The organism is Brevibacillus brevis (assembly GCF_001039275.2).
In the GTDB taxonomy this organism is placed as follows: Bacteria; Bacillota; Bacilli; order Brevibacillales; family Brevibacillaceae; genus Brevibacillus; species Brevibacillus brevis_C.
This window is the reverse complement of sequence record NZ_CP030117.1, coordinates 4,937,714-4,954,584: the sequence shown is the minus strand read 5'-3', so window position 1 is coordinate 4,954,584 and position 16,871 is coordinate 4,937,714. Positions and strand designations below refer to the sequence as shown.

Here is a 16,871-nt window from a genome sequence, read left to right as displayed (position 1 = left end):
TATCTATTTAGGTATCCGCTTTTCGTACCTGAATTTATAAAAACCATTCACTGCGTTCGGTTCAGTCTCGCCGACTTTTTTGTAACCGCATTTCTCATAAAAGTGCTGGTTGCGTACGGCTTCATAGCCGGTATCGAGCGTCCACTTTTTGATGTGTGGATACGCAGCCTCCATGAACTGCATGGTTTGGCTTCCGATACGCAAGTTTTGCTTATCAGGATCGACATAGATGATCCCCAGCTCCAAATGCTCATGATCGACGGGAAGGAGGCAAAAACCGCCAACGATCTGGTCATCCAGCAAGATCGTATAGTAATGGGCCTTTTGCATGAACAAAATATGCTGGTCAGGCTGGTCATGTCCGGCAGGGCCCTCTCCGTACTTTTGGACGTCTTCTGCGAAGCAGCGGGTGGCAATTTGGGTGAGTTGCTCCGCGTTCGCGGGGACAGCCTTCTTGAAAAAAACCATAGGACTCATGAGATCATCTCCAGTTCGTCTGACTACTTCGAAATTGGTGTATGAATGATTAGCAAAATTCTCCTATATAGCAGACGGATGAACCCACAGAATGGTTACCCACTTATTTTTCTCATTATGCTTTCCAACGGTCCCCTCTCGAACCAACGTCTCCAAACGAGCGATTGATTTTCGACTGCCAATCAAAGCGAGGAAGCCGAGCCCAACATTTTTTTGCGTACAGCTCGATCGAGCAGGTTGAGTCGAACCAGCCACAAGCTGAGAAGGAAAAAGAACATCTATGGACATAGCGGGTGAAAGCCGTTGTACAGCAAGATTGCGCAGGAATCCCTCGACCGTCCAAAAATCAAGATACTCCGGATTGAGAATAGCAAGCCCTAAAATGTTGGAGATGAATAAGCACAACTGTCCTTTGCCCGGACACAGATGTCTCATATCTGTCTGGTTTTGAGAAGGTCGAGACTGCTTGTCACTTGTAAAAACCGCGTGCAACAAGGTGGGACTCGGTTGGTATCCAACTTGCAAAGCTTTTTTCTGAATGCGGATGTAATTGTAGAGGAAGGGAGAGAATGGCTTGGATATGCGGGAAGTGGTTGCCATTGTAACGGGTGGTGCTTCCGGTTTGGGAGAAGCCGCTGTGAGGAATGTAGTTCAACACGGGGGAAGAGTAGCCATTCTTGATTTGACGGTAGAGAAGGGGCAAGCGCTGGCGAATGAGCTGGGGCGCGAAAATGCTTTGTTCGTGCATACGGATGTCATGAGTGAGGTGAGTGTGCGGGAGGCAATCGATCAGGCTGCTGGCACATTTGGTACGATTCACGCCGTGGTCAACTGTGCGGAGATCGGTTTGGCTCAAAAAACGCTGTCTCGAAGCGGTCCACATCCACTGGAATCCTTCAGCAAAGTCATTTCAGTCAATTTGATCGGTACTTTTAATGTCATTCGGTTGGCGGTGGAGCAAATGGCAGGAAACGAGCCGAACCAACAGGGGGAGCGGGGTGTCATCATCAATACCGCATCGGTGGCGGCTTTTGAAGGGCAGGTGGGGCAGGTTGCCTACAGCGCCTCCAAAGGAGGAATCGTAAGCATGACCCTGCCACTAGCAAGAGACCTGGCTTCTTATGGCATACGCGTGATGGCGATTGCTCCAGGGCTATTTGACACGCCGATGTTCGATCAGCTCCCGCGCTCTGAAAAAGCTGCGTTGGGAGCGACTGTTCCTTTTCCTCCTCGCATGGGTAATCCGCAAGAATACGCGTTGCTCGTGAACAGCATCATCACCAATCCGATGTTGAATGGAGAAACGATCCGGCTGGATGGGGCAATCAGGATGGCACCGAAATAGAAAAGACGTGTTGACAGGAAAGTAGTTAGGTGCCATACTATACCCATGACAAACCACTCAAACGGAAGAAAACAAGAAGACGCGATCCCATCGCTTGTTCAATCGCAGCGCCAGATTGATCGGTATGGACTCGATGTTGATGCGCAAGCCGTACTCGTCGCCGCCAGGCTGATGGAGGCAGGAGCCAAGCTTGGGCATGCGGCCGAAATACATTTCGCCAGATTCGGCTTATCAACGGGACGATATCGGCTATTGGCAGACCTTGAAGATAACGGCGGGGAAGTACTACCATCACAATTGGCAGAGCATCTGGGGGTAACACGTGCTACTGTTACTGGTCTGATCGACATCCTGGAGCGCGATGGCCTTGTTTCCCGACGAGCGAGTACAAAAGATGGCAGGCAAAAATCGGTCATTTTAACGGAGCTCGGGGCAAGCAAGCTGCGTGAATTGGCGCCTGAGCACTTTGCGAGATTGGAAGCGATGGTCGGATTGCTCAATAAAGAGGAGCGGAGTGTGTTTCTCGACCTGCTGGGACGAGTGACACAAGGCATATCGGCACTGACAGATGAATAGTAGGCAGTAATGTGGGCTAGACAGCTAGCCCATTTTCATCCTTATATAGTTAGGTTCCTAATTATTTTTTAAAAAAAGGAAAGGAGGTGAAAACCATGCATGACCCTGCAAATTCGGGAGGGGTTTACCCGATCAAGAGGGTACGTTCCGAGCGAAAATCGTTTGTTTTATGGCGAGAAGTAATCATGGCTTATTTGTCTCCTGCGATCATGGCGAGCATAGGAGGATGGATTACCGCTGACAAAGGGCTGCAAATCGGGGCATTGACCACGATTGGCGGAACATCCGCATTGATTGCCGTACTCCTTGGGCGATGGTTACAGAGTCACGGTATACATAAACGCTGGGTCATCTGCACACCTCATATGGCGTTGGTAACGGTTATGGGGATGACCATGGCAGTGATTGGTCTATTGGCAGCTTGGCTAACAACGGAGTTACTCATCGTCTTTGCTCCCGGTGAATCGGTGGCTTGGCTAAGTCGTGTCTGGATCGACTTTCCGCTGTCAGCGATAATCGCCAGTACGTTAATCACATGGCGGTGGCGTAGTGCCATCAAAAAATGAATGGGTTATGGAGGAGATAGAAAATGATCGTAGTCATGGGGGCAACAGGAACCATAGGGAGTGCACTTTTGAACCGCTTGATAGAGCTTGGTGTCCCAACCCGGGCATTGAGCAGAACGCCGGAGAAGCTTCAGATGCTAATGGGAGAGCGGGCCCCATCTACGGTGGAAGTTGCAGCAGTGGAAGCTGCTGACCCTGAATCGTTGCGTCGGGCGTTTGCAGGTGCGAATCAGCTTTTCCTTTCCCTTTCAAACAGTCCCAATCAGGTCGAGCTGGAAACATCGATGATCCACATTGCAGCTAAGACTGGAATCCAACACATCGTGAAAATCTCCAGTCCAGCCTACAATGAAAAGGCGCCAGTCGCGGTAGCGGGATGGCACCAGGAAATCGAGAGCGCTTTATCAGAATCGGGTATGAAAAGTACCGTACTGCGACCGTACGCCTTTATGCAAAATCTGCTCCGCTTCGCACCGACGATCCAGTCGCAACATGTTTTCTTCGGCACGCTGGGCGAAACAGCCTGCAACTTTATCGATTGCCGGGATATCGCCGATGTTGCCGCAAAGGTTTTGACCCATCCCGAAAAGGCAGGCCGTGTATACACACTGACTGGTTCTGAGGTCATTAGTTATCCGCAAATTGCAAGCAAGCTGTCCCAACTGCTCGACCGCCCAATCACGTACATCAACAAGGATAGTGAAGTACTCCGCCGAGATCTGATGGAGTACGGAAACATGCCGGAGTGGCTCGCCAGTCACGTCGTTGAAATTCAAGCTATGTCAGTAGCGATCCCGGAAAAGCCGACAGATGACGTATGGCGTGTCCTCGGCAGAGTACCTCGCAAGCTGGACGCTTTTCTGCATGAACATATTGAAAAGTTCCGTTAATCAACAGCGTTATTTTCTAGCAGCGAAATTTCTTGCGCTTTCAGAAGGGCTTGTGTGCGATTGGTGACACCGAGCTTGCCATATATCCGATGTAGGTACACCTTGACCGTCCCGAGCGTATTTCCTAGCTCATCGGCAATCATCTTGTTGGATGCTCCTTGGGCCAGCATGGAAAGGATGATCATTTCTTTTCCGGTTAGCGGTTCGATCAAGGGAGCTTTTCTTTTCTCCATTTTCTTAGGGAAAAGGGATAGCAGTTGATTGACATACGCAGTCGAGACGGACGGACCAGGTGGTTGGGATCGTTTTTTCAAGCGTAGCTGGTAATCGTGCAAGAGGTGAGACATCGCCGTACCTTCGTCCAGAAAGCTACGGACGTAGCAGTTGTTTCCGCCAATCAAGAGTGCTTCGTGGAGGAAAGCCAGCGCTTCCTTTTTGTTACCGCACTGCTGGTGGGCGAGCGCTTGCAGAATGGCGATTTCTACCTGACTGATCAATAGCTCCTCGCGAATACTGGATGGCTTTAGGATCGTTAAAATTCGCAAGGCTTCCGGTTCCTGCTGCTGGGCGAGCAGCAACCGGACATAGGTCAAAACCTCTAATTCTCTCTGAATGCTAGGCTGATTCAATATGGAAGGGGGAAGCTTGGACAACTCCGTTTTCGCTAAAGCGATGTCCCCTTCCTGGATCGCGATGTGTGCGAGAAATGCTTGTAATGGGCTGAACCAATAAGAAGCACCCCAGCTCGCGAGCATTTCTACTGTCTCTGAAACGATTTTGCGGGCCGCGACAAAATTCCCCTCTACCAGCTTGAGTTTGGCGGATGTCAGTACATAGGGGACGAGGAGGCCAGGTATTTGCTTGTGCAGGGCAACAAAACGAACGCGCTGTAGATAATCAAGGCTTTCTTCCAGTCTGTTTTCCTCATAGAAACCCTCCGCTAATGCCTGAACGACGTACATGTTGATCAAGGAATCCTTCCAGCCATTTGCTTCGAGTATGGCAGAGAACTGATTGCCTACAACCTCTGTCTGCTCGGAAAGTATGCCTTTTAACCCGAATCTCGTACGCCGAATAAATGGTTCTGTCGTGTTGTAATTAAAATGGTAAAACAACGGACTCTCAGGCAACCCTCCGCTAAGCTGTGATGAACTGGCGATCCAGCGATCAAAATCCATCGTGGCGAACACCAAATTCGCTCGGACAAAAAACAGACCGCTCAAAAACTGCCGATGCTCTGTGGGGTCTTCTATGAACGGAATATTTTGCTCCAATTCAGTGAGGGCCACCTCCGCCCTATCTATTTGAACGCACGTAATCAAGAGGAACGTATAAATCAGGCGAAAAAGTGGTGAAAAATAGTTCGCGTGATCAGGGATGCTGTCCAGCGTTCTGAGAAAGCTGGAAAACTCGCCGCGTTGGAGCAGCACCTGAGTATGTTGCTCCAGTAATCTTACAGCCAACGGGTAATCGGCAGCGGCAATCGCATGATCGATCGCTTCGTCCATCAATCCGCGTTCCGCATAGCTCTCACTGGCTAGCCGGTGCAGCTCACGTGCTTCTCCGGGAGCTGTCTGCTCCAGTTGACTGCGCAAAAAATCGGCAAACAAATGATGGTACCGATACCACGTCCCGTAATCATCCAGTGGGATTAAGAAAATGTTTTGGCGGTGCAAGCGGGTCAGCATTTGTTGGCACTGGGGCAGGCTGGTCAGAGCGTGGCACACGTGAGCGTCCATTCTCGCCAGCACAGAGGTTTTGAGCAAGAAGCTGCGCTCTTCTTCCGGAAGTCGCATGATCACTTCATGAAACAAATACTCCGAAATATTGCGATGAGAGCCAGTAAATCCAGCAAAAAATTGATCGTAGTCCTCCATATTCACGAGTGAAATGGCAGCGAGCTGCAAGCCGGCGATCCATCCCTCTGTACTTTTCACCAGTTGCTCGATTTGCATTTGGGTCAGAGGTAAATCGTGAACCTGCCGGTAAAAGCTGTCCGTCTCTTGATGACTGAAAAGAAATTGTCCCGACTCAATATGACATACTTCATGACGTACGTTCCATTTGACTGTAGAAAAAGGTAACGTGTTGCGACTGGCGATGTACAGATGGACGTGACTCGGAACATATTCCAGAAAATAAGCGAGACTGTTGTGAATCGTCTCATCCGAGATCACGTGGTAGTCATCGAGAATGATAGCAAGGGGCTGCGTCGTAGAAGCGAGTTCATTGAGCAGGGAATCGATGAAGGTAAAGATCGAGGTATGACTGGTTGCCTTCATGGCTGGTTCCATTCGTTCGGAGAGTTCTGTGAAGTCAGATTCAGACAGCGTAAATACGATGTATCTCCAAAAGCGAATCAGGTCATTATCCATCTCATCGAGTGAGAGCCATACGGTGGTACCGCCGTACTGATGAGCCCATTGACTGAGCAAGGTCGTTTTTCCATACCCTGCTGGGGCGTATAACGTCGTCAGTCGACATTGCAGGCCAGCGTCCATTTTTTGCAGCAGTCGGCTCCTATGAACGCTATTCGACCGAACGGCGGGCATTGCTGTTTTGGTTTTCAGCATAATGGAATAATGGAGCATGTTTGTACCGTCCTATGTATTAGAATCTTATGTGTCCATTATACTAGTTATCTTGCAAGAATCGACATTTGAAAAAAGAAAGAATCATTTGTCCCAAGAAGCAGGCCCTAAACCGCCATCTTTTGCATGCCCGTCACTTTTCGGCGAGAAATTTCCATGGAAGCCAGACATGCTTCAACAGGCTTCACATCCCACGCCTTCTAGAATGAAAGCAAAAAAGAGGGATGGGCGATAGCGGTATGAAGATTGAACGATGGAAGCACGCTGTAATTGTGGTGGCTGCTGCGATGCTCTGTGTTGCGATGGGAACGGAATCTGTCGCCGTCCAGGCGAGCAGCGAAGGGGAGGTGCAGGAACAGGATTCCATCCAGGTAGCGTTTGTCGGGGATATGATTTTGGATAAGAGCGTCGGGAATCAGATCGGGCGGTACGGCGTAGATTATCCGTTTCAAAAAACAGCAGATTTTCTCAAGCAGGCAGATTTGACGATTGGTAATCTGGAGACACCAGTCAGTACGCGGGGACGTCCGGAGAAAAAGGCATATACCTATCGTGCGAAGCCAGAGACGTTGCAGGGGCTCGTGAATGCGGGCTTTGACGTGGTCAACCTGGCGAATAATCATTCGCTGGATTACGGGATGGACGCGCTCTATGACACGATGGAGCACCTGAAAAAGGCGAAAATTGGTTACGTGGGGGCGGGGAAAAACGAAGGAGAAGCATTCGCACCCTACATCCAAACGATCAAGGGGAAACGCGTGGCAGTCATCGGGATCAGCCGTGTCCTTCCGAATGAGCGTTGGTATGCACGAAAAAATAAGCCAGGTCTAGCCCATGCCTACTCTTATGAGCCGATGCTGTCCTATGTAAAAAAGGCAGTGGCGGAGTCAGACATTACGATTGCAGTCATGCACTGGAATTTGGAATATAAGGACTACCCAGAAGAATATGCGCGTGAGATGGCGAAAAAGCTGATCGACAGCGGGGTGGATGCCATTGTCGGGTCGCACAGCCATTCGATCATGGGTGTCGAGTTTTATAAAAAGGCGCCGATCTACTACAGCGTAGGGAATTTTGTGTTTACTACCTCGCGCAATCCCAAAGGTCGCGAAGCCATGATGGTCCACCTGACGTTTACAAAAGACGGGAGCAAGAGCCGTGTGATCCCGGTGAAGCTCACGAACGGTCAGCCTGCTCCGATGGACGAGAAAAACAAAAAGAGGATCTTCGAAAAGCTCAACCGCATTTCCTATGGAGCGAGCATATCCGAAAAAGGGGACGTAAGCGAGTCTAAGCCTCAATAACGAGTCGCCGCATCATTTCTCTTCGTGTGAAACCATACTGTTCGTATAAGCCGTGAGCATCCCGAGTACCGAGTATCATGCTCGTATGACGGATGTCTGGATGCTCCACCATCACTTCCATGAGCGATTTGCTCAATCCCTTGCCTCGATGCCCCGGATCGACGAAGACATCACACACCCAGGAAATTGTCGCGTAATCACTCACGACCCGGACGAACCCAACCTGTCCATCCTCACTATACAAGCCGAAGCAGAGTGAATTTTCGATACTTTTGATGATCATTTCCTTGGAGCGTTCAGACGCCCAGTACGTTGTCGACAGCCAATTGCTGATGCGCTCGATATCGAGTAATGCTTTCTCATCACTGATTTTGTAAGGCAGTGTCGCGTGTCTTGCTTCCATCTGTATCCCTCCGTATTTGTATTTACTCCATTGCTTACGATTCACTATACTCAAGGGACTAGGGCGCATAAAGGAGAGAAAAGTGAATCTGTACCCACACAGATGACGGGGGAGTGAACGGGATGAAGAATAAATACGAAGTGGTGAAAGACAGCATCAAAGAACAGCTTCACAACCATACAATCAAGCCAGGGGAGAAGCTGCCGTCGATTCGTAACGCATCCGAGCGCTGGTCGTGCAGTTTGAATACCGCGATACGGGCGTATCAAGAGCTGGAGAAGGAGCACTTGATTTATTCCATACCCAAAAGCGGTTATTACGCGGTCCTTCGCCCTCTTCAAAGTGCGAGTTTTCCAGAGGAGCGAATCGATTTTACCGCAGCCAGCCCCGACTCAGAAGTCATGCCATTCAAAGATTTCCAGCATTGTCTAAACCGCGCGATTGAATTGTATGAGGACCAGTTGTTCTCCTATTCGGATCCCCAGGGCTTTTTCTCCTTGCGCCGGGCATTGGAGAGCCATCTCGCCCAATCACAAGTGTTTGCATCCCCTTCGCAAATTTGCGTCGTTTCGGGAGCTCAGCAAGCGCTGCATCTGCTCGCCTCCATGCCGTTTCCAAATGGAAAGAGTGTAGTACTGGTCGAGCAGCCCACCTTTCACGGCATGCTGCGTTCACTCGAGCTGTTGGGAGTTACCGTTCTGGGCATCCAGCGGACTGCGGCAGGCATCGATATGGATGAGCTGGAGCGGCATTTCCGCAACAACCAAATCAAGTTTTTCTACACGGTTCCCCGGTTTCACAATCCGTTGGGGACAAGCTATACAACGGAGCAAAAGAAACAAATCGCCAAGCTGGCTCAGCGCTACGATGTATACATCGTCGAGGATGACTTTCTGGCGGACATGGAAACGAGTCTGAAGGCAGACCCGATCTACAGCTACGATCAATCAGGTCGAGTCCTGTACGTCAAAAGCTTTTCTAAGATCATGCTGCCCGGACTTCGATTGGCGACAGTCGTCCTGCCCCCTTCCGTGATGGAAACGTTCCGGTTATTTAAAGCATCGTGCGATTCCAGTACGGCTGTCTTGTCTCAGGCGGCTTTGGAGCTCTATTTGAATTGCGGGATGTACGACCATCATGCTGCCCTCGTGCGGGAACGTTATCGCTTGCGCATGGAGACGCTGGCCGAGTGCTGTCGGCGTTATCTTCCACCACAGCTTCACGCGCAAATCGGAACAGGCGGGATTTTTTCGAGAGTGCTGCTTCCCGATGAGTTGGACGCCCATGATATCATCGCCGCGCTACACCAGCAAAACGTGCGGCTTATGTCTACGAACCAGAGCTATTTACCTACCTTCCCGCGTGAAAACGGGTTGCGGATTAGTATTATCCAAACAGATGCTGATAAGATAGAGAGAGGGATCGCCCTGTTAGCAGAGACGGCTACTGGACTTTTGCAGAAGCAAAGAAAAGAGGGGCAGTGGCGGATCATTGATTGGATCTAGTGGTTATGCATATTTGAGGAATGGGCAGAATGGAGACGTATATCATCACGAAAAGGAGTGATTGTCAGTGCAAGCTATCACTACGTTTTTCATGTTCCACGGACAAGCGGAAGAAGCGATGAAGTTTTACACTTCTATTTTTGATCGCTCAGAAATCAAGCAGGTCATGCATCACGAGAATGGACAAGTCCTGCACGCTACCTTTACATTAAAAGACCAGACCTTCATGTGTATCGACAATACAAACGGTGACTATCATGCCTTTACTCCGGCGATTTCGTTGTTTGTGGACTGCGATACAGAGGAAGAGGTCGACCGGGTTTTTGGACAGCTTTCCTCGGATGGACAAGTACTCATGCCGCTTGGACAATATCCGTTCAGTGAAAAGTTCGGATGGGTTCAAGATCGTTACGGATTATCGTGGCAGATTAATTTGCCGAAAAGATGATAGTTGAAAAGCCGGTACACCTCTTGGTACCGGCTAACTTTTTGCCTTTTTATCGTTGCTGTAGTGGGGGAAGAAGCGAATTTCCAGTCTACGCTTCGGCCTACGCCCTGCAAGGGGTAGCACTGTCCGCTGCGGAAAAAATGGCGGGAGCGCTTCAAACGTAGAAGTTTCGAGAAGGTCATTCATAAGTGAAGCTGAAATTCCCCGCCATTTTTTCCTACGCTAGGGCGGGCTCCAGAGGCGCTTGGACTGGAAATTCGCTTCTTCCAACGTAGCTGTTCATTAATTTGAATGTGGTTCTAAGGTGTTTTGGGCCAAATGAATTAGTCTTTCAGAAGCTTTCCCTGCGTTAACTTGCAAAACGTTTTAAGTACACGAAGGAATCCACAACTGTTCGAAAGTCCTGTCACATGTTTGGAAGGAGACCGCCCGAACGAAGAGAGGATATAGGCGACTGGAAAACATGTGGCAGGGCTTCTCCCGACCACAACTGATGGAATATATCTTTTTTTACATCGTCATCAACTGACGAAAACTACGACGATAGCTCCACAGTAAATACACTTCCAAAACCGCGACAATCAGTCCTATAGCAAGCATGTCGGGATCGACAAACAGGTGGAACGTCAAGATGTTGACAGCAAGCGGAGCGGTGGCGGTTAGAGCCAGTGGGACGAAGCGGTTGGTCAGGAACAGCAATCCACAGATGATTTCGACGGTTTTGACCAGAACCAGCAAATACCCTTTCAAAAGCTCCATGGCAGCAGGACTGGTTGGAAAGATAGGCTCGAATCCAAACAAGACAATGTAACCATTCACACCTGCTCCAAGCAAAATCAATCCAAGGATGATACGGGCGAATACGGGTAATGTCCTTGCCATCAAGCATCACTTCCTTGTAGTGGAATAGGGCTGATGAAGTCTTCGAGGAAAGTATAACTCCGCTTTGACCACCTGGTCAATATGCATTATGATAGGAAAAAGAAGAACGGATAGAAGGTGACGGACATAAAAGGAATCTGGCAAGACGAAACGCTGGAGCCGAACAAGCGAAAGCTGTTGGATGCGGCCCTTGTTGAATTTTCCGGGAAAGGCTACGAACGAGGCTCCACCAATCAAATCGTCCAGAACGCAGGCGTATCAAAGGGGATGCTGTTCCACTTTTTCGGGAATAAAAAGGGACTGTTTCTCGCGATTGTGGATGCTTGTATCGAACGTTTTTTTGCTTGTATACAGGCGCGAATGGAAACGGCGCCGCAAGATTTTTTTGCACGATTTCTCCATGTCCATCAAGCAAAAATGGCCCTTTTTGCCGAGGAACCGGCTATTTATCAAATGGCAGTTGCGACCTTTTTCGATTATCCCGAGGAATGTCGGGCTGAGATCGAAGACAGAGAGGCACAGTTCAATGCGCGATATCTTCCCTTATTTCTGGATCAAGTCGATACGTCATTGATCAAAGCGCAGTTCGATCCACAGAAGGCGCTGCATTTTTTGCTGTCGGCTGTAGAGGCATTGACGCAAAAGTACGTCCGCGAAAACTACGACGCCAACGATAAGGGCTTTGCACATGTCCAATCCTTTTTTGCGGAATTAGAATCGTACATGGACATGATGAAGGTAGGGCTGTACAAACACTCAGACAGTGGAGCACAAAGGGGAAAAAATAATGGATGAGAAATGGACGCGCCTGGTACAAAACATAAACCCGTCAGCCAAGCTCCTTCGTGCATGGGAGCTAAAAGGCGGGATTTCTGCACAGGTCACCGCACTAGAAATGGAGACCCTTGAAGGCATGAAGAAAAAAGTAGTCGTCCGCGAGCACGGTCAGGCTGACCTCAAGCGAAATCCGCAGATCGCATCGGATGAATTCAAACTTTTGCAAATACTGAAGTCCGCTGGCTTGCCTACTCCAACGCCCTATCATCTCGAAGCATCCAGCGATCTGTTTCCCACGCCGTGCCTTGTCATCGAATTCATAGAAGGACGGACAGTCACTGCTCCAGCCGACTTGTCCAGCTTTTTACAGCAAGTAGCTACGGTGCTGACTCGCATCCATTCGGTAGACGCTTCTGGGCTGGCGCAAACTTATTTGCCGAAACAAGAAGAAGCGATAACGGAAAAGCTCCACAAAAGACCTGCGATCCTGGACAAATCATTGGATGAGGGATTCATTCGTGAAGTGCTGGAGTCCGTTTGGCCGCTGCCCCAAGCGAATGCAGTATCCCTTTTGCATGGTGATTTCTGGCCGGGAAATACGATGTGGAAGGAAGAAAAACTGGTTGCTGTCATCGATTGGGAGGACGCTGCCATCGGCGACCCCTTATCTGATCTCGGCAATGCCAGACTGGAGATTTTGTGGGCATTTGGAGTGGAGGCCATGCATGTTTTTACCCTTCACTATCAATCTGCCAGCAAGACACTCGATTATACCCAGCTTCCGTACTGGGATTTGTGTGCGGCACTACGACCAGCTTCGAGCCTATCTGATTGGGGATTGGAAAAAAGGGTAGAGGAAACCATGCGTGAGCGACATTCTCTATTCGTGATGCAGGCATGTGAAAAACTAGGCATCCCGTATAAAAGACATGCCACTTATGAAAGCCTCGAATAATCGGGGCTTTTTTTGTTTGGAAAAAACTGTTGACCGATTCGGTATAGATACCTATAATCTAATTCATAGTAAACAGGTAAGGATTGTAAGTTATTATCTTTTGATCCGACCGGACCACCGGAGGAGCTGGTTTCACTGAGTGAGTGGATATGAAGGAGGATCACCATGAAAAAAAGGCTTTCGCAAATCATTTCAACTTTGCTGCTAGGGACGCTACTGGTCACAGGGTGCAGCTCCGAAGGCAGTGCGCCGGCTACCTCGACACAAACGGCGACTCCGTCGAACGAAACATCAGCACCTGCTGTCAGCAAGGTGCAAGACATAAAGGACGGCATCAATTTGGCTACGGATTTATCCAAGCTGCCGGAAGCAGCCGCCAAAAGGACCGATACATTCATTGCGGGGCTGACGGAGCCAGGCGGCGTGTTTAACCCGTTTTTTTACCACAACGGCTATGATGGCAACGTCTCCTCCGCGATCTTCGAATCACTGGTGGATGTCGATGCGACAGGGAAGCCAGTACCCAAGCTCGCAGCAAAATGGGACGTATCTCCTGACCAGCTCACGTATACGTTCCACCTGAGACCGAATCTGAAATTCAGTGATGGGTCACCGCTGACGGCAGAGGATGTAGCCTTTACACTGACGATTCTGCACGACAAAACGTACGATGGCGAGACGGACATTTTTGTAGCAAGTATCAAAGGTGGTCGTGAATACAAGGAAGGCAAAGCGAACACGATCGAAGGAATCAAGGTGATTGATCCACAGACAATCCAGATCACGACGGAGAAAGTGAACGCCAAATCTCTTGTCCTGTTAGGCGGGCAGGTACTCTCCAAAGCATACTACGGCAAGGAGTACAAACCAGGCAATCTGGAGTATCTCCGCACCTTGCACGGCAAGCCTCTGGGAGCTGGACCTTACAAATTCGAGGCGTACATTCCTGGTCAAGAAGTCCGCTATCTCGCAAACGAGCACTATTACGCGGGCAAGCCGCAAGTCGAGCACTTTATTTACAAGACGACAGAGGGCGACGCATTGCAGTTTATCCAGACAGGGGAAATGGATTACAACTCCTTTACCGTCAACTCGGATAACATTGAGCAGTTGCAAGAGCTGGGATATGTCAATATCAATCTGTACACATCCAGTGCCTATTCGTACATCAAGTTCAATCATTCCAAGCCATTTTTCAAAGACAAGCGCGTCCGCCAAGCCTTCATCTACGGACTGGATCGCCAAAAGATTCTGGACTTGACCTACCAAGGATACGCGCAAGTCGCCAATGTACCGATCAGTCCCGTTTCGTGGGCCTATACGGAGGATGTCAATCCGTACGCCTACAATCCGGAAAAGGCGAAGCAGCTCCTGGATGAAGCGGGCTGGAAGCCGGGCGCGGACGGCATCCGTGAAAAAGACGGACAGAAGCTGATCGTGCATTACTACACGACAAAAGGAAAACTGGGAGAGGTTCTGATCCCGATTGCCAAAGAAAACTACAAAGAGCTGGGCATCCAGTTTGAAGCAGAAATGATGGACTACAACGCCGTTTTGGCACGGACGGAAAAAGGCGATCATGACCTCGCTTCGTTCTCGACCACGATGCTGATCGATCCAGATGACGGTGTAGACGCCTTCTCGACGAAAAAGGGCAAGAGCGGATTTACCGGAACGAATGGCTACTCCAATGCCAAAGTAGACGAATTGCTGGAAGCAGGTCTATCTACACTGGACATCGAGAAGCGCAAAGCGATCTACAAAGACCTGTACAAAGAGCTGAGCGATGACCCACCGTACATCTTCCTCGGCTACCGCAAAATTTTGTCTGCGCACAACGGCAAGATCAAGGGCTTGGAGCCGAATCCGTTCACGGGCATTTCGACCAGCCTGCCTGGCATCAAAATCGAGTAACGAGTTTGAGTAACTGACTCACGAATGTTGTGCCCGGCCCTGGGGCTGGGCTTTCTTTTTTTCCCCAAGCATGAAAGGAGGCCAACGATGACGTCCTACTTCCTAAAAAGGATATTTTACATGGCGTTGACGCTCTTCGGCGCATCCATTTTGATTTTTTTCCTGTATGCCCTAACGCCCGGTGATTTCGTCGATACGAGTCCCAAGCTGACAGCCGAACGAAAGCTGGAGCTAAAAGCGATGTACGGGCTGGATAAGCCTGTCGTCGAACGGTATTTTATCTGGATGAAAAACGCCCTCCAAGGCGATTTTGGTTATTCCCTGCAATACCAACAGCCGGTGATGTCTCTATTGAACGATTACATCTGGAATTCGTTTTTGCTGGCGATTACCTCCACCTTTTTTACGTGGCTGATCGCGATCTCAATCGGAGTTCTGTCTGCTGCAAGGCAACATTCCTGGTTCGATGCGCTTGTGACGATCGGTGTTTTTGCTGCGATGTCGCTGCCTGTCTTTTTCGTTGGACTACTGTTTATCAAGTTGTTTGCCGTTGATGCCAAGCTGTTTCCCGCAGGGGGCATGATGACGATCGGAAGCAAGGAAACAGGGCTCGCCTATGCGTGGGACGTGGTTCAGCACATGTTTTTGCCTGTGACAGTGCTGACTTTGCTGAGTGTGGGGACACTGACTCGCTATTTCCGCACGAACATGCTGGAGGTCATTCAACAAGACTTCGTGCGCACGGCCCGGGCAAAAGGACTGAAGGAAAAAGTCGTCCTGCACAAGCACGCGCTGCGTAACGCACTCCTGCCCGCCATTACACTACTAGGCTTTGAACTGCCGGCATTGTTCGGTGGGGCGATCATCACGGAAAAAATCTTTAACTGGCCCGGTGTCGGGCAGTTGTACATGCAGGCGTTTTCTGTACGGGACTACCCGCTCTTGATGGGTTTTACGATGTTCCTGGCGATTCTCACCGTCATCGGAAACTTATCTGCTGATTTGCTGTACAGAGTGGCTGACCCGCGGGTTCGGTTGAAATAGGAGGGAAAACGATGGCATCAACGGTAAGGGAAGTAGCGGAGGTGACGAGACCGGAGCAGGTAGCGTTGCGTTCTTCCTTGTGGCACGAGGCGTTTTTGCGACTGAAAAAGAAACGTCTGGCCATGGTTGGACTTGTGTTTTTACTCGTCATGGCAGTGGTATGTTTCATCGGTCCGTTTTTTTCTCCGTACGCATCCGGCAAGATTAATACGGCCATGATCAACAAGCCGCCAAGCTTCTCCCATTGGCTCGGGACGGACAGCTTGGGCAGAGACATTTTGACGCGGTTGATGCAAGCGGGCCGAATCTCATTGACAGTCGGCATCGCCTCTATGGTGCTCTCTGTATCTATTGGTGCCCTTCTCGGTGCACTGGCTGGCTTTTACCGCGGGTGGGTCGATCAAGTGATCATGCGCGTAGCAGATGTGCTCATGACCATTCCTGGTCTGCCGCTCTTGTTTATTATGGGCGCAGTCCTCTCCGAGTGGAAAATCCCGACCGACTACCGCATTTACATCGTCATGGTCATGCTGAGTCTGATCGGCTGGCCCGGCTTGGCGCGAATGGTCCGCAGCCAGATGCTCACCCTTCGTGAAAGTGAATTCATGCAAGCAGCAGAAGTACTCGGTCTGCGCGACAGACGCAAGCTATTCTTCCATTTACTGCCCAATCTGACACCGCTCTTGATAGTCGTTGCCACCTTGAACGTCGGTGGTGCGATTCTAAGTGAATCCGTCTTATCGTACTTCGGCCTCGGAGTCGTCCCGCCAACACCGACGTGGGGCAACATGATGGATGCAGCCAACACGTTGATCGATTTTCAGAAAAGACCGTGGCTGTGGGTTCCTCCTGGGATTGCTATTTTTGCTACCGTGATTTCGATTAATTTGTTGGGAGATGGACTGCGGGATGCTTTGGACCCGAAGCAGAAGCGTTGAAGGGGTGTTTTGAATTGCTTTTACCTTCATGAACTTACTTTCAAGAGAATACTGAAGCAGCGAAGGGAGAAGGGATTTCCAGTCCAAGCGCCTCTGGAGCCCGCCCTAGCTTCGAAAAAAATGGCGGGGAATTTCAGCTTCACTTATGGACTACTTCCCCGAAACTTCAACGTTTGAAGCGCTCCCGCCATTTTTTCGAAACGGACAGTGAATCCCCCTTGCGGGGCGTAGGCCGAAGCGTAGACTGGAAATCTCT

At 49.9% G+C, this 16,871-nt stretch carries 18 protein-coding genes; 13 read left to right on the top strand and 5 right to left on the bottom strand.

Features of this window, described 5'->3' with window-relative positions; translation table 11 throughout:
- Positions 1–3 precede the first annotated feature (3 nt).
- A complete protein-coding gene (locus AB432_RS23945; RefSeq protein WP_048034413.1) occupies positions 4–477 on the bottom strand; it encodes a GNAT family N-acetyltransferase in 474 nt (157 codons plus the stop codon).
- Between the two features lie 63 nt (positions 478–540).
- Entirely contained in the window at positions 541–1,077 is a 537-nt protein-coding gene (locus tag AB432_RS23940) for a hypothetical protein (RefSeq protein WP_162630264.1), read from the bottom strand.
- On the opposite strand from AB432_RS23940, the gene AB432_RS23935 reads away from it, so the two are divergent.
- The 4 genes from AB432_RS23935 to AB432_RS23920 all read left to right on the top strand — a co-directional run bounded on the left by AB432_RS23935 (position 1,052) and on the right by AB432_RS23920 (position 3,854).
- Positions 1,052–1,822: a 3-hydroxyacyl-CoA dehydrogenase gene (locus tag AB432_RS23935; RefSeq protein ID WP_048034411.1), complete on the top strand. Its 771-nt coding sequence runs from the start codon at positions 1,052–1,054 to the stop codon at positions 1,820–1,822. The two genes, AB432_RS23940 and AB432_RS23935, sit on opposite strands and share 26 nt — an antisense overlap.
- A 45-nt stretch (positions 1,823–1,867) precedes the next feature.
- On the top strand, positions 1,868–2,398 hold the full coding sequence (locus AB432_RS23930; RefSeq protein ID WP_048034410.1) for a MarR family winged helix-turn-helix transcriptional regulator: 531 nt from the start codon (positions 1,868–1,870) through the stop codon (positions 2,396–2,398).
- A 95-nt stretch (positions 2,399–2,493) separates the two neighbouring features.
- Entirely contained in the window at positions 2,494–2,964 is a 471-nt protein-coding gene (locus AB432_RS23925; protein ID WP_048034409.1) for a hypothetical protein, read from the top strand.
- Positions 2,965–2,987: 23 nt separating this feature from the next.
- Complete coding sequence (locus AB432_RS23920; RefSeq protein WP_048034408.1) at positions 2,988–3,854, top strand: SDR family oxidoreductase; 867 nt, start codon at positions 2,988–2,990, stop codon at positions 3,852–3,854.
- Here AB432_RS23920 and AB432_RS23915 read toward each other — a convergent pair.
- Positions 3,851–6,427, bottom strand: coding sequence for a winged helix-turn-helix domain-containing protein (locus tag AB432_RS23915; RefSeq protein ID WP_235617540.1), 2,577 nt, complete (start codon positions 6,425–6,427; stop codon positions 3,851–3,853). The genes AB432_RS23920 and AB432_RS23915 overlap by 4 nt on opposite strands.
- A 257-nt stretch (positions 6,428–6,684) precedes the next feature.
- Between AB432_RS23915 and AB432_RS23910 the strand changes: the two genes are divergently transcribed.
- The gene (locus AB432_RS23910; protein ID WP_048035944.1) at positions 6,685–7,749 is read left to right on the top strand and encodes a CapA family protein; all 1,065 of its coding nucleotides are present in this window, start codon (positions 6,685–6,687) and stop codon (positions 7,747–7,749) included.
- Here the strand turns inward: AB432_RS23910 and AB432_RS23905 are convergent.
- The gene (locus AB432_RS23905) at positions 7,736–8,152 is read right to left on the bottom strand and encodes a GNAT family N-acetyltransferase (protein WP_048034406.1); all 417 of its coding nucleotides are present in this window, start codon (positions 8,150–8,152) and stop codon (positions 7,736–7,738) included. The genes AB432_RS23910 and AB432_RS23905 overlap by 14 nt on opposite strands.
- A 122-nt stretch (positions 8,153–8,274) precedes the next feature.
- Here AB432_RS23905 and AB432_RS23900 point away from each other — a divergent pair, with 122 nt between their 5' ends.
- The 3 genes from AB432_RS23900 to AB432_RS23890 all read left to right on the top strand — a co-directional run bounded on the left by AB432_RS23900 (position 8,275) and on the right by AB432_RS23890 (position 10,269).
- Positions 8,275–9,657 carry an aminotransferase-like domain-containing protein gene (locus AB432_RS23900; protein ID WP_048034405.1) on the top strand — a complete coding sequence of 461 codons (1,383 nt, stop codon included), beginning with the start codon at positions 8,275–8,277 and terminating at the stop codon, positions 9,655–9,657.
- A 61-nt stretch (positions 9,658–9,718) separates the two neighbouring features.
- A complete protein-coding gene (locus AB432_RS23895; RefSeq protein WP_039961596.1) occupies positions 9,719–10,105 on the top strand; it encodes a VOC family protein in 387 nt (128 codons plus the stop codon).
- A complete protein-coding gene (locus tag AB432_RS23890) occupies positions 10,102–10,269 on the top strand; it encodes a hypothetical protein (RefSeq protein WP_201265901.1) in 168 nt (55 codons plus the stop codon). The genes AB432_RS23895 and AB432_RS23890 overlap by 4 nt, the downstream gene beginning before the upstream one ends.
- Positions 10,270–10,615: 346 nt before the next feature.
- On the opposite strand, the gene AB432_RS23885 is transcribed toward AB432_RS23890, so the two are convergent.
- A complete protein-coding gene (locus tag AB432_RS23885) occupies positions 10,616–10,987 on the bottom strand; it encodes a hypothetical protein (RefSeq protein WP_048034404.1) in 372 nt (123 codons plus the stop codon).
- Positions 10,988–11,104: 117 nt separating this feature from the next.
- Here AB432_RS23885 and AB432_RS23880 point away from each other — a divergent pair, with 117 nt between their 5' ends.
- The 5 genes from AB432_RS23880 to opp4C all read left to right on the top strand — a co-directional run bounded on the left by AB432_RS23880 (position 11,105) and on the right by opp4C (position 16,615).
- Complete coding sequence (locus AB432_RS23880) at positions 11,105–11,782, top strand: TetR/AcrR family transcriptional regulator (protein WP_048034403.1); 678 nt, start codon at positions 11,105–11,107, stop codon at positions 11,780–11,782.
- The gene (locus tag AB432_RS23875) at positions 11,775–12,719 is read left to right on the top strand and encodes a phosphotransferase family protein (protein ID WP_048034402.1); all 945 of its coding nucleotides are present in this window, start codon (positions 11,775–11,777) and stop codon (positions 12,717–12,719) included. Before AB432_RS23880 ends, AB432_RS23875 begins: the two co-directional genes overlap by 8 nt.
- A gap of 165 nt (positions 12,720–12,884) precedes the next feature.
- Complete coding sequence (locus tag AB432_RS23870) at positions 12,885–14,633, top strand: ABC transporter substrate-binding protein (RefSeq protein WP_048034401.1); 1,749 nt, start codon at positions 12,885–12,887, stop codon at positions 14,631–14,633.
- A gap of 87 nt (positions 14,634–14,720) precedes the next feature.
- Positions 14,721–15,677: an ABC transporter permease gene (locus AB432_RS23865; protein ID WP_048034400.1), complete on the top strand. Its 957-nt coding sequence runs from the start codon at positions 14,721–14,723 to the stop codon at positions 15,675–15,677.
- 11 nt (positions 15,678–15,688) lie between these two features.
- Complete coding sequence (gene opp4C, locus AB432_RS23860) at positions 15,689–16,615, top strand: oligopeptide ABC transporter permease (protein ID WP_048034399.1); 927 nt, start codon at positions 15,689–15,691, stop codon at positions 16,613–16,615.
- Positions 16,616–16,871 lie beyond the last annotated feature (256 nt).